Source organism: Undibacterium sp. SXout20W (assembly GCF_049340285.1).
GTDB lineage: Bacteria > Pseudomonadota > Gammaproteobacteria > Burkholderiales > Burkholderiaceae_D > Undibacterium.
In genome coordinates this window covers 39,678-54,208 of record NZ_JBMPPH010000027.1, presented here as the reverse complement: position 1 = coordinate 54,208, position 14,531 = coordinate 39,678, and the positions used below count along the sequence as shown (strand labels likewise).

Below are 14,531 nucleotides of genomic sequence, written 5' to 3'. Positions count from 1 at the left end.
TACACAACAGGAGATTGATCACGCCATGAATAGACTGAATAATCGACCAAGAAAAAGGTTAGGATACCTTACACCCAATCAGGTATTCTTCAAAAATACGCTTGCACTTCAAAATTGAACTCGCGATTATCAAAATCAAAAAACGTGGATCAATAATATTATTGCCGGCTTTTTTAATGTGACTGACACACTTCCAGCGGATTTATATACTTTTCCTAATATCGTAGAATATGTAGAGTCTGACCCCGTTGAGGTGAGGCTATTGACAAAAAGGCTCGAACTACGAGGTGAGTTTGATACGGGACCAGTCCACCATACGCTATTGGTCGCATACGATCATATTGACCGAATTCAGAACGTTACTATTAACAGTGGTAAATTGTATAGCGCTAATTTGCAAACGAATGCGCATCTGGATATATCAACATATTTAGGTGGGGCTTACACGTTTGTAGCTGCTCCTTACGAAACCATTGAATCTGGTAAGCTGGTGATGGATCGGTTGAAGTGGGGTGCGTGGAATGCTTTCGTTGGAATACGGGAGATCAACTTCAGTGATGGGGGTGTTAGTTTTCGGCATTGGCTACCCGCACTAGGCGTTCTATATCAGGCGACCCCAAATTTATCTCTATATAGTAGTTACTCAGAGGCATTTATTCCAAGTTATCTTCCAGACGACTATGGTATACAAACACAAATTCCATCAGGAAAAATTGTGCAGGGAGAACTCGGATTCAAGGCTTTGTTTTTGAATAAAGCAGTTGCTCTGACGGGATCACTATTCCATATAAATCAAAAGAGTGTTGCTGCGCAGAATTTTATTCATGGAGACAATATTGATCCCATCGTTGGTTCTGGTGGTCAAGTTAGTCAAGGTATGGAACTTGAGCTTTCAGGCAACCTGACGCAGCACTTCAACATTCGGACTTCATATTCCTATACGGACGCTTGGTTGCCGGGTCAACAGACGGTTTCTCAGTTAGTAAATGTGTTGCCGCCAAAGCATAAGCTAAGCTTTTGGGGTACGTATGTACTGAATGGCAATGTAGGTCACGAAACATGGTTTGGTGGTGGAGTGCGAACGCAATCGCGCATTTTTTTAGGTGATTTTGGGCTGGGTTATGGGAACGAGTAACAGCCATCGAATACCAGGATAGATATCGCAGCAGGCTACCGGAATCAAACTTGGTCGGTCGTGGCGGGCATTAAAAATTTGATGAACCGAACCTTAATTCTCAATAATGGGAATGGCGGCGCAACCCTCGATCAAGCACGTACATTACATGTGACGTTCAAGCATCATTTTTAGCAAATTGGACAAACGGGTTTGAGATCCGAGTGAGGAATCAGTGCGCCACATTTCCAGGCACACTTCCAGGCACATTAACTGCTGGTAACTGCGCAAAATACTGGTTTTCAAACTGTTTGATTTTGACTGAATTGAGACCCGCATTGAACGCTTTTTGCAAACGCAAACCACGTGGATTTCGTTGAAAGCAAATATGCATCGTAAAGTTCGTTAATTCTTTTGGGTGAAAGATGATGTTCTGTTTTTCTTTTCCCAGGCTGCTATCGGTAATGAGTAACTGACGCAGTACGTTTTTATCGATGACAATCACGTCTACCCGGCCAGCCAATAATTTTCGCAGATTGCTGATGTCTGACGGCGCAGAATCGGTTCTTAGCACATGCTTTTTTACCAGCGCATCAAATGCCTCGCCATTCGCATAGTCATGTACCAGACCAATTTTATAGGCGTGTAGATCGAGCAGATTTTGCCAATCAAAGTGGGCGTCTTTTAATGACGCAAATCCCACGGTGCTATTACCTAAAGAGTTTGAAAAGTAACATGTTTTCTCGCGCTCTTTGAGGTAAAACGCAGGAAAGTAGCCAGCAAAATCTTCTTCATCTAAGCCAGCCTGCACAGCACGACTCCAGGGGAAATACGAAATAGTGACCGGTAACTGGCTTTCTTTGGCTGCGGCTTTGACGATTGCTGAGACCAATCCTTCATCCGGCATTAATTGACTTACATAAGGCGCCCATTCTAGCGAAGCGAGATGTAATCGATCATGCTCCTCCGACATTGCAGTTGCATGCGTGCCAAAAATCGATACAGCAATCAACAAATAACGAAATAAGCGCATTATTTTTCTGGGGAAATAAAATCACCAACGAGTTTAGCGCATGTATTTGTTCTTGAGTCTTTCAGGCAACCCTGATTGTTGTACTTTCTCAAAAGCATTACGTATTTTTTGTATCAATGCCGGATCACTTTGCTTATTCATTGCAAAATAATAACTATTTTTGGCGTCTAATAATAAAACCGCTTCCAATTCGTTGGGGTGCCGATTGAGAATTTTCATCTCGAAGGCGGCGCCCCAATCTTGCGATACGATGAGATCAGTCCGTCCTAATAGTAATTTCTTCGTATTTGATTCGGCTGTGGGCGCGTAATCAACGTTCTCTTCCCGGATCGCGCTATTTTTAAAAAACTCTTTGGCCGACGCCATCTCACGCACCAGACCAATTTTGTAGCGACTACAGTCTGCAATTGTCTTTACCTGTATATCGGTGCGGCTTTTGAGCTTATATAAGTAAATCTGACGAGAACTGATCGGACCTATCCATTCAAACAAGTCTTCCCGTTCTTGCGTTCTGGTCGTTGAAAACAGAAGCGTGTTGGGCTGGGTCAGCGTCATTTGATAGGCGCGCGCCCAAGGGAGTACGGAAACGTTTGTTTTGATATTTGCCGTTTGAAGGACTGCTTCTAGTAATTCGGTTGCATACCCGGTAGCGGCACCGTTAAGCTCATAATTAAGCGGTGGCAAATTCTCGGTCACGACGGTCAAATCTGCTGCCCAAGCCTGCGCCGTAACGCTACTTAAGCCGACACTCAGACCTATATTCAGGCTGAAATTAAGGCTGAAATTAAGGCTGATATTCAGGCAAAGTAAAGCAACAATTTTCCAATTGAAGAGGGGGCGAGTATAAAAACGCATCATCAGGGGTAGGGGGCGAGTGACGCAGAAAATTCGAGAACAAAGCGTATATACGATGCCACTCATTCTTGTTCAAATTACATGTAAGAAATTTCAGCGCAAAAACAGGTAACAAAAACAGGTGACAAAATCAGTGTCTGATCTTAAAGCATTTTGTTAAACAGAACGTTAGAACTTGCAAAATCTTTTGCTATTTGTCTCCTACAGCATAAAAAAATGCCCCTCAGAGTCATTTCCGAGGGGCATTTTTGTTCGGGCTAAGTTGACCATCCTGAATCGATGGTTAATCTTTTAATTATTAATAATTACTAATAATTGTTAATAAGTAAATAAATTGCTGATTAATCATTAACTTATTTGAAATCTCCAGCAAACACTCGTACCAACTTTTCGTATGCCAGATATTTTTGCAGCGCGGTTCTGAGATCGGCAGCAGACAGCGCTGCGACTTTCTTCTCTATCTCAGTGCTGTGCTGCATATTTAAGCCCAGGAACAGATTTTCAGCTAAATGTTGTGCCAAGAGGTTGTCCTGACTACGTTCAAGCTGACGTTCTTGCAAGTAGCTTTTTTTACCATCTTCTAGTTCTGCTGGCGTGAAACCATCTTTGGCTGCTTTGTTAATTTCTTCACGCATGCCAATTTCCAGTTTTTCACGATTTTGAGGCGCGTAAATGGCATAGGCAGCGAAACTACCGACTTCATCCAGATAGGAAGCAGAATAGGATGAACCACCGCCATAACTAATGCCGTCTTTTTGCCGAATTCGATTAAAGATACGGGAATTCACGTTGCCACCCAGCAGATAATTCGCCATCACCAGCGCAGGATAATCAGGATGTTGTGCTCCAGTTGGCAAATTCACACTGGCAAAGAAGAAAGCATTTGCCTTGTCTGGTGTTGCAATATGTAAGTCTTGAGCCGTGGTTGCTTGATAGACTTTGTTCAAACGTTGGAAATCATGCCCCGCCTTCCACGCACCAAACGCGGACTCCAATTGTGTTTTGAAGGTATTTGCATCGAACTCACCCACCACCGCAACTTGCGCCTGATTCGCTTGATTGATACCGTAAAAATCTTTCCAGAACGTTTGCACATCAGCTAATTTGACGGTTTTTAAGGCCGCAATCTTCTCTGCAAGACTTTGATAGTGACGTGGATCACCCGCTGGCCAGCTATTGTTTGCCTTGCGTACAGCATCAACGGCCAAAGCTTGTGGATCTTTGTTGGATTCTTCCAGTTGCGCTAATTGTGCATTTACTAATTGGGTAAATTCCGCTTCATTAAATGCAGGTTGACGCAAGGCGTCGTGAACCAATTCTAAGACGCGTGGCAGGTTGTCACGCACAGTTTCTACAGCGATATTGACGCCGCCCACCGTACCGGTGATTTGTAGCTTGGTTTTGAGTTTATCGAGTTCTTCGGTGAACGCTTGGTGGCTCAATTTTTCAGTGCCACGGTTAAGCATGGCAGCAGCCAGCTCTGGCGTTACCCCTTTGTCTTTGAGGCTCTGCGCATCACCCAGATAGAGGTTCATCGCCATTACTACCGTGTTGCCGCGAGTTGTCTTAGGCAATAATGCGTATTTCAAGCCATTAGCCAGCGTACCAGTTTGGGTCCGCTTATCAATATTCGCTGCGGAGCTATCGAACGTTTCAGCCTGTGCAATTGCCACGCCTGGTTTAAATGTCTTTAATTGTTCCGCCAAATTGACCTTGACCGGCGCAGGTACACGTTCTGGCTTGGCGTCCGGAATGAAGCTGCCGCTGGAACGGTTGCTAGACTTGAACCACGTGGTCGCAACGCGTTGAACGTCGGCAACGGTGAGAGCATTGACGCGATCACGGAATAGGAAAAATAAACGCCAATCGCCAGAAGCAATATTGTCGGACAGGGCTACCGCAAATTTTTCAGGATCGTTAAAAATTTGCGCCAGATCGGAATTCAATTTTGCTTTTGCACGCGCTAATTCTTCTTCCGTGACAGGACGTTGAGCAAAACCTTCAATCGTATTGACCATAATTTTCTTGGCTTCTACGGTGTCTTGATCTGAGCGCAAATTGGCACCGATCAACAAGAAGCCAGGTTCATCCAGATTCGCTGCATAGGGAAAAACGTCGACCGTTTTCTTTGCTTCGACTAAGGCTTTGTATAAGCGGCCATTTGGACTATCCGCAAGAATCAAAGCAAGTGCTTCTGTCGCTGGATAGTCTGGTTCGGCAGCAGGCATGGTGTGATACATCGCTACTACCGCAGGTGATTCACCGACACGGCGCACAGTTACATCGCGCTCACCATCCTGCGCGGCATCAAGGGTATAGGTCGGTTCCAGCACGCGTTTCGGGCGTGGGATCTTGCCAAAATGTTGAGCAACTAATTTCAACACTTGGTTGGCATCAAAAGCACCTGCCACGGTCAACGTTGCATTGTCAGGCTGATAGTATTTGCGCCAGAAAGCTTGTAAATGCGGAATATTGACGTTTTCAACGTCAGTACGAGCGCCTATCGTGTCTTTGCCATAATTGTGCCATTGATACGAGCTCGCAATGACACGTTGTATCAACATGCCGATGGCGGAGTTCTCGTTTTTCTCCATTTCATTTCTGACGACCGAGAATTCCGTCTTTAAGTCGTCACCGGAAATACGTGAATTGACCATGCGATCCGCTTCCATTGACAACGCCCAGGTCAAGGTTTCTGGTTTGGCGGCAAAGGTTTCGTAGTAGTTAGTCCGGTCATATGACGTTGTGCCATTGAATTGCACACCACGCTGCGACATTTCTTCCCATAAACGTGGATGCTCTTTGCTCCCTTTAAACATTAAGTGTTCCAGCAAATGCGCCATCCCGGTTTCGCCGTAGTTCTCATAGCGAGAGCCGACGCGGTAGGTAATATTGACAGTGGTGCTAGGCTTACTGGCATCAGGCACCAGCAATACCCGCAAACCGTTTGGCAATAGATATTCGTTGATACCTTCGACACTGCGAACAAACTGGATTCCAGCCGGTAATTTTGCGCCAGCGGCCGCTGGCGCAGATTCCGCAGCGATCACAGGGACGTGCAGTAAACCGCCGAAGGCGAAAGCCATCGACAAGCTGATTGCGGATAACGATAAACGGGATGACGTCATACAACACCTTTATAAAATAAAATGATGAAATACTAACAAGCAGATGAAGTGTAGCAGACAGAAAAACAGACAGGGTAGTTCCCTGGAGGATAGCTATGTTGCATTGCACATGACGCCGGTTTTACATCGGCACTAACATGGGAATCAATTTGACTGCTCATCAAAGCGACTACTGAACTGGGGACGGCGAGGTGAGGAGCGTGAGGCAACACGCTTAGACATCAGAAAATAGCTCAATTGGTGCGACCGACAGGAATCGAACCTGTATTGCGAGCTTCGGAAACTCGTATCCTATCCGTTGGAAGACGGTCGCGTTGTACTCAATTCTGAGGTTCGCAATTGTAGCCGTTTAAAAGTGATTTTGCATTGAGTGCGACGCAATATTTTTGTTAAATGACGAATAAATGCCTGTTTTCACTTTGTTCTGAGGGTTGATGGCGATAATTTTTCACATTGCAAGCCTTTTTACCGTATTGCACAACAAAATTTACTGATGCAAATCAGACAAATACCGCTTTTGGTAGCAAACCGAGATCTTTTGGTTCTATAATCAAAAACTTTGGTGTCAGTTGATTTGTATCACTGGCAAGCAACCGGGATGACCATTTCATTTGCAAAGAGGAAACCATGAGCGACGCGCACGACGAACACGAATCAGTGATTAAGACACCTAAACAACTCATCGCGGCGATCCTCGCAGGGTTTTTGGTTCCTATCATTGCCATTGTCTTGCTGGTGCAATACGTGTCTAACGACAAAAAAGTGGGCGCTGGTTCATCGGCGTTGACCCCAGAAGCAGTGGCTGCACGTATCCAGCCAGTGGCGGATCAAGGTTTCACATTTAAAGACGCAAGTGGTCCTAAGCAATTGCAAGCTGGTGAAGCTGTCTACAAAATGGTTTGTTCCGCATGCCACGGCACAGGCGCAGCGGGTGCACCAAAATTTGGTGACAATGGTGCGTGGGGGCCTCGTCTTGCTCAAGGTTACGACACGCTGTTGAAACATGCCGTAGCCGGTATTCGTGCGATGCCAGCAAAAGGCGGCAATCCTGATCTGGATGATGTCGAAGTGGCCCGTGCGGTTGTGCACATGGCAAATGCGAGTGGCGCTCAATTTAAAGAACCAGAAGTCAAAGCGGCTGCCGCTGCAGAAGCGCCAGCTAAATAATAAAAAAATAGAAATCCTTTTGAGGCCGCGTGTAATCATGTAGGTCTTCAACTAAAGAGTAAAAAAAGCCGCTGACTCGTTACAGAGCAGCGGCTTTTTTCATGGTAACCAAGCTTCATTATTGAAAAAAACCAAGGCAACCTGTGCTCTTTTTCGGTTGTCGTGAGCGATTCATCCTTCGATATCGATTGTTTGCACCGTCTCGCTGAGCCAAAAAGCAACAAAGTTGTAAGAAAATTGTAATAAATAGTAGTAGTCGAAATGCGCACTATTTTGGTGCGAAATTATCGCCAAGGCCAATTTGATTGTGGACCAGGCAATAGTCGCCAAGACAATAAAAATAGTGATTTCTTGCAATTTTTATTGTTTAACGCGGTTTGAGCAATGAGAATGCAAATTTTATTAAATTCAGCTTGCTTTATTGTGCTTTGCACCATAATTGCGCAGACAGTTGAGGGTGTTGACAATCAAAATGTATTTAGGTGCAAACATCTAAGAACGGTCTAAAAAGTGTCTCTTTTTTGCATATTCTTCCATGACAGTCAGGTTGACAGGTCACACGCCAAGATGGTTCTATGCATCATAAATATTTTTAAAAAAATGCCTCGTTTGAAATTAATGAAAAAAAATTTCAACTTCGTTTTATTGGGGTAGTTAATTTATTAGAAAGATATTTAAAGAATTGTTTGCCCTGAGCTGACACGTTAAAAAATGCAAAATAAATGCAAAACGACAATCAAAGTTAAAAATCTTTGGAGGAAATGTAATGGTTGAAAAAATATTGTCCCGATCAGTACGGCTGATGTTTATTGGCGGTATGGCTGTTGGTGCGGTAGCGCAGACCGCATCCGCGCAGCAAGCAGCAGCTGAGCCCCAACGCGTAGAAATTACCGGTTCGTCGATCAAACGCGTTGAGACCGAAGGTGTGCTCCCAGTTACTGTCCTCAAACGTGAGGATATCGAACGTACTGGAGCAACAACGGCGCAGGATCTGGTTAACATGATCCCAGGCAACTTTGGTGGTGGCGTGATAGCGAATAACGTTGGTGCAACAGGCGCGCCATCCACAGCGAATTTGCGCGGCATTGGCTCGCAATATACCTTGGTGCTGCTCAATGGACGTCGTTTAGCTAACTACGCGATTGGTAGCAGCCCAGTCGATCTGAACAGTATTCCATTGTCAGCGATTGAACGCATTGAAGTACTGCGTGACGGTGCATCCGCGGTGTATGGCGCTGACGCGATTGCAGGCGTTATCAACTTTATCCTCAAGAAAAACTACCAAGGTTTAGAAGCCTCTTTTTATGGCACTAAATCAGACCAAGGTCACGGCGATACACGTAGCTATAACATCCTTGGCGGTTACGGTGATCTGAATGTTCAGGGCTTCAACGTTCTGATCAGTGCAAACCATGAGGCCGACGCTGCGCTGAAAGCAACTGATCGCGCATTCGCTTCGACAGCAGTTCGCCCAGATCTTGGCATTAATAAAGCATCACCACGTAACGGTGTACCTAACTTTAACTTTACCGATACATTGGGTAACAGCTATACCGGCGTAAATCCTTACCGTTACAACGGCTGTAATAATCCTGCTTTCGGCCTGGTTGTTCGTGATGCAAAATCATGCGGTACAGATTATGTGAAATACATTGATCTGATCCCGAAACAAACGCACGATAACATCGTTGCACGTGGCGTGTTTAAGCTCAACGACGACCATGAATTATATGGCGAAGTGACGCAGACGAAAGACAACATGGTTGCGACGTATTCGCCAGCACCATACACGATCAACATGACGTATCCAGCGAACGGTCGTTTCTATCCGACATCGTTCACTGTTCCTGCTGGCTACACTGTTCCAGCCGGAACCACGTATACATTACCAAATGGTACCGTCTTGCCTGCAGGCTCTGTCTTGAGCAATAACGTCGTTGTGACACCAACTGGCCCAATGTCAGGGACATGGCGTACCGTTGCAGGTGGCGGACGTCAGGATATTACTGATACTAAGAGCGAGCGTGTTCTGTTGGGTTCCCGTGGCGTGATCGCTGGCTGGGATTACGATACAGCATTCTCGTATTCCAAAAACGAAGTGGCTATCAGTTTTGGTAACGGTCAGTTCTCTTATGCAAAATTGACACCGATCGTTAATAAGGGTGACATCAACGTCTTTGGTGCGCAAGACGCAGCCAGTCTGGCGGCCTTAAACAGTGCGCTCCTGACTGGTCAATTGGAAAACAACGGTACGTCGATTGCGAAAGAATTTGACGTCCGTATCTCGAAAGAAATTGCACAAACGAGCTATGGCGCGGTCGGCCTGGCACTCGGCGCAAATTACCGTAAAGAAGATCTGAACCAATTCTCCGCACCAGTACTGGCGAGTGGCGATCAGGTCGGTGGTAATGGCCCTGTACCAAGCGTTACTGGTAACCGTAACGTACTCGGTCTGTTCACTGAAGCGAATATTCCGGTTTATAAAGATGTCGAAGCTTCGCTCGCTGCACGCTATGACTCCTATAAAAATAGCTACGGTACATCGTTTAACAAGTTAAGTCCTAAGATCGGTCTGACATATAAACCATCTTCTACCTTGCTGGCGCGTGCTTCTTATGGCACAGGTTTCCGTGCACCAACTTTGTATCAGGCTTTGCGTCCGTTCACGACTGGCAACAACACCAACGGTAACTTCAGTGATCCAGTCCGTTGTCCAGGCGGGGTTCCTGTTACCAGTGTGAACCCAGTTGGTGCGTTACAAGATGAGTGTAATGTTCAATTGAATGTTGCCCAGTCCGGTAACGCTAACCTGGCACCAGAAAAGTCCAAACAATACTCTCTGGGTCTGGTATTCCAACCAACTGCACAGTTCAGTGGCTCGATCGACTATTGGAGCGTCACGATTAATGATGCCATCGTTCAATTGAACGAAAATTCAGCATTGGGCAATCCATCGTCCTACAAAAATCAATACTATCGTTACGACCCAGCTCAGTTCCCTGACGGATGGGTAGATGATGGTAAGCAAACTGGTGCAATCAAAGGAAGTACCAATCCTAACTTCCCATTGGCTTACATCTATTTGCCTAACGTGAATGCAGGTAGCTTCTTTGCTTCTGGTATCGATTTGAACCTGAACTATAAACAAAAGGTTTCGACGATTGGTCAGTTCAGTGTCAACTTTGACGGTACCTTGTTTACCAAGCATGGCTACCAGTACCAAGGTCAGGACTCTGTGAGCGATTTGGGTGCATACAAAGACTTCGGTCCTGCACCAAGATGGCGCCATATGATCACGGTGGCGTTTAACCGTGGCGTATGGAATGCATCGATCACTGATAACTACACGGCTGGCTATCATGATTTTACTAACCCATCAGCAGTTGGTTCAACGAACTATCCGGATGATAGAAAAGTTGCTGCATACAATACGTTTGACGCAACCTTGGGATGGAGTGGCGTGAAGAATTTAGATGTGGCAGTTGGTATCAAAAATATCTTCAATACAGATCCTCCAATATCTCGTACAGAAGCCAATTTCCAAACTGGTTATGACGCTACCTTTACTAATCCTTTAGGTCGTGTTTTCTACTTACGTGGTCGTTATAAGTTCTTCTGATAGCTTGCAGACACTGATCTGCGATTAAGCAACGATGAAATAAAAAAGCGGTTCAGACGAAAAGTCTGAACCGCTTTTTTTATCGCCGGATGATGAATTCGCTTGACTCAATAATGATCGATTGAAGAAGTCGTGGCGTCGGACGTCTGAGAGCACTTGGAAATGGCAATGACAAGCGTTGTAAACGACGTGTGAGGTTTGAAAACCGGTGACCTCAGATCTATCACTTGAAAATTAAGTTTCACAAAAATGCCTTGAATGTTGATCGCATCGGGAAAAATTTCTGAAATTTTTTTGCTGAAATTATCAGCAAAAAATATCTCACAAAAGATGCCGTTATTCGTGGATGCATCGAGACGTGAGGGACGGTTTATTCGGTGGCCGAGTATTTTAAAGCTGCAAACTGTGGTCAATGACGTTTTAAAAAAACTTTATTAACAACGCGTATTTTCGAAATAATTTAAATTGATTTTCAGATAATAAAATTTTGAAACATCAAAACTTCTTTGCTTATTTTTATCTCAAATTGAGGTGTTGTTTTTTTGTGGAAATAGCGCCGCGTAACATTGACATCAACAATGATGAAATGGTTTCATACATGATCAAAAAGATTTTGATAAATAAATTTACAAATGTAAAAAAGTGTTTTGAATCGATTACAGGTAAGTGTTTGTAGTTGCATTAGAAAACCAATCTCGGGAGCGTGACAAATGGTAAAAGAAAAAATATTGTCCCAGTCAGTGAGAATTATGTTCTCCGGCGGGATGATTGCAGGTCTGAGCTTGTTCGGTGCAGTTGCATCCGCACAAGAAGCAGCACCAGCAATTCAAAAAGTGGAAGTGACAGGTACTCGTATTCCAACGATTAACGTAGATGGTCCAAGTCCTGTGACACAAATGACAGCCAAAGACATCAAGATCGATGGCGCACGTGCGGTAGAAGATCTGCTGAACAACCTGCCGCAAGTATTTGCGGATCAAGGTGGTGCGATCTCTAACGGTGCCAGCGGTACCGCCACTGTTAGTTTGCGCGGCTTAGGCTCTGACCGTACATTGGTACTGGTTAACGGTCGTCGTATGCCATACGGCAGCACAAGCAGCTCTGCAGCTGACTTGAACGAAATACCAGCAGGTCTGATCAAACGCGTTGACGTTCTGACAGGCGGCGCAGGTGCGGTGTATGGCGCGGGCGCGGTAGCGGGTGTGGTCAACTTCATTCTCAAAGACAACTTTGAGGGTGTTGAAATGTCCGTTAACTCCAGTGGCTACAACCACAAACAACATAACGACAGCGTCACGTCTGCATCCGTTGCACACGGCTACCCTGTTCCAGGCAATATTAATTACGACGGTCAGATCAAAGATGCAAGCGTACTGGTTGGCGGCAATTTTGCTGACAACAAAGGTAACGCAACTTTGTATTTCTCTTACAAGAAAACTGAAGCGATCCTGCAATCTGCACGTGATTTCTCCTCTTGTACAGTTGCAGCGGTATCTGACACAGCGTTTGCGTGCTCCGGTTCTTCCACAAGTGCAACTGGTCGTATCACAGGCAAAACTGGTTCCTTTACTTTAGGTGCTGACGGTAACCCACGTAAATACGTTTCTGCACAAGATGCGTACAACTTTGGTCCGATCAACTATCTGCAACGTCCATCTGAAGTTTATGGCTTCAATGCGCAAGGTCACTTTGATATTAATGAGAATGTTCGTATCTACAACGAATTTAACTTCCATAACTATCACACAGCCGCGCAAGTTGCTGCTGGCGGTATCTTCTACGGTCCACAGACACTGACTTCAGACAATCCATTCCTGACACCAGCTTGGCAGACCGCATTGGGCTTCACAGGACCAGGCCAATCGAAGACGTTTAACGTAGGTAAGCGTAACGTTGAAGGTGGTCCACGTATCGATGACATCACTGATCAGTCATTCCGTGATGTATTGGGCGTAAAAGGTACCTTGGGTAACTGGACTTATGACGTATTCGGCCAAGTAGCACGTGTTAATCACTCTGAAACAAAGCTGAACTATTTCTCTGCAGCTAAAATCGGTAACGCACTCGATGCAATCACTGATCCTAAAACTGGTAAGGCAGTATGCCGCTCCACTGATCCTACTTGTGTACCGTATAACATGTTTGCCGTTGGTGGCATCACGCAAGCAGCGTTGAACTACCTGCAAGTTTCAGGCCTGTCACAAGGTCACACAGATCAAACGATCGTTGGTGGTAACATCGGTTCCGATCTCGCCGTGTACGGTATTAAAACACCATGGTCGACCCAAGGTGTTGGCGTTTCCTTCGGTGTTGAGCGTCGTACAGAGCGTTTGGTCTATGCACCAGACTATGAAACATCTTCCGGTGACCTCGCTGGTGCTGGTGCAGCTTCTCCAGCAATCAACGGTAGTTACTCTGTTCAGGAAGTATTTGGTGAAGTCCATGTGCCAATCGCTGAAAACCTGAAATTCATCAAATCTTTGGATCTGAGCGCTTCTTATCGTTATTCTGACTACAGCACAAACGCTACGACAAATACCTACGGTTTAGGCGTTGAATGGTCTCCAGTCAAAGAATTGCGTCTGCGTGGTAGCTATCAACAAGCTGTTCGTGCACCGACAATCTTTGATCTGTACAACCCATCAGTTGTTGGTTTGGGTGGTCCATCTAACGATCCATGCGGCGGCACGAAACCAACAGCAACAGCTGCACAGTGTGCTAACACAGGTGTCACTGCTGCTCAATACGGTAACGTTGAACTCAACAGCGCGAACCAGTATCAGTCTCTGACTGGTGGTAATGCGAATGTGAAGCCTGAAAAGGCGAAAACATACACAATGGGTTTTGTTGTTGAGCCAGTTAAAAACCTGAGTTTCACTGTTGATTGGTTTAGCATCAAGATCGAAGACACGATTTCCTCTGTCGATCCAACAACATCCTTGAGCCAATGTTTGACAACAGGAAACCCAATCTACTGTAACTTGATCCACCGTGACAGCCAAGGTAGCTTGTGGTTGACAACAAAAGGTTATATCGCCGCAAACACAACAAACATCGGTAAATTAGAAACTTCCGGCGTTGACGTGTCTGGAAGCTATTTCTACAAATTGAACGGTTGGGGTAGTTTGGCATTTAACTTGAACGGTACCTACCTGAGCAAGTTGAGTGTTGAAAACACACCAGGTTTGGGTTCTTATGACTGCGTTGGTTACTATGGTCCTTCCTGCGGTACGCCAACACCAAAATGGCGTTCTAAAGCACGTGTAACATGGGATACACCATGGAAACTGGAAGTTGCTGGTACATGGCGTCATATGGATAGTGTGACTTCTGAGTTGAACAGTACTAACCCACTGTTGAATTCAAACGGTCCTGCTGCTGTCATCGAATCACAAATGGGTTCACGTGATTACTTCGATCTGTATGCTGCATATCCATTAACAAAAAATGTAACAATCAGCGGCGGTATCAACAATCTGTTTGACAGAGATCCACCAGTTGTTTCTACTGGCGTAACTACTGCAGCAGGTTCTGCTAACGGTAATACTTACCCACAAGTGTATGACTCTTATGGTCGTAAGATCTTCGTGAACTTGACAGCAAAATTCTAATTTT

The 14,531-nt window shown here is 45.2% G+C and carries 6 protein-coding genes, 1 tRNA gene and 2 pseudogenes; 5 read left to right on the top strand and 4 right to left on the bottom strand.

The window, feature by feature from the left end; translation table 11 throughout:
- A pseudogene (locus ACO0K1_RS13860) lies at positions 1–118 on the top strand (IS30 family transposase); the annotation flags it as partial.
- Positions 119–136: 18 nt separating this feature from the next.
- A pseudogene (locus tag ACO0K1_RS13855) lies at positions 137–1,135 on the top strand (TonB-dependent receptor domain-containing protein); the annotation flags it as partial.
- 211 nt (positions 1,136–1,346) lie between these two features.
- Here the strand turns inward: ACO0K1_RS13855 and ACO0K1_RS13850 are convergent.
- The 4 genes from ACO0K1_RS13850 to ACO0K1_RS13835 all read right to left on the bottom strand — a co-directional run bounded on the left by ACO0K1_RS13850 (position 1,347) and on the right by ACO0K1_RS13835 (position 6,443).
- A complete protein-coding gene (locus ACO0K1_RS13850) occupies positions 1,347–2,147 on the bottom strand; it encodes a substrate-binding periplasmic protein (protein WP_423026682.1) in 801 nt (266 codons plus the stop codon).
- A 33-nt stretch (positions 2,148–2,180) separates the two neighbouring features.
- Positions 2,181–3,068, bottom strand: a complete 888-nt coding sequence (locus ACO0K1_RS13845) for a substrate-binding periplasmic protein (RefSeq protein WP_423026680.1) — start codon at positions 3,066–3,068, stop codon at positions 2,181–2,183.
- Between the two features lie 287 nt (positions 3,069–3,355).
- Positions 3,356–6,130: a M16 family metallopeptidase gene (locus tag ACO0K1_RS13840; protein ID WP_423026678.1), complete on the bottom strand. Its 2,775-nt coding sequence runs from the start codon at positions 6,128–6,130 to the stop codon at positions 3,356–3,358.
- Between the two features lie 238 nt (positions 6,131–6,368).
- Positions 6,369–6,443: transfer RNA gene (locus tag ACO0K1_RS13835), tRNA-Arg, on the bottom strand.
- 314 nt (positions 6,444–6,757) lie between these two features.
- On the opposite strand from ACO0K1_RS13835, the gene ACO0K1_RS13830 reads away from it, so the two are divergent.
- From ACO0K1_RS13830 to ACO0K1_RS13820, 3 genes are all read left to right on the top strand, one after another.
- Positions 6,758–7,297: a c-type cytochrome gene (locus ACO0K1_RS13830; protein WP_423026676.1), complete on the top strand. Its 540-nt coding sequence runs from the start codon at positions 6,758–6,760 to the stop codon at positions 7,295–7,297.
- A 766-nt stretch (positions 7,298–8,063) separates the two neighbouring features.
- Positions 8,064–10,916 (top strand): TonB-dependent receptor, encoded by a 2,853-nt coding sequence (locus ACO0K1_RS13825; protein ID WP_423026674.1) that lies wholly within the window; start codon positions 8,064–8,066, stop codon positions 10,914–10,916.
- Positions 10,917–11,626: 710 nt separating this feature from the next.
- Positions 11,627–14,527, top strand: coding sequence for a TonB-dependent receptor domain-containing protein (locus ACO0K1_RS13820; RefSeq protein ID WP_423026672.1), 2,901 nt, complete (start codon positions 11,627–11,629; stop codon positions 14,525–14,527).
- The last annotated feature ends 4 nt before the right edge of the window (positions 14,528–14,531 follow it).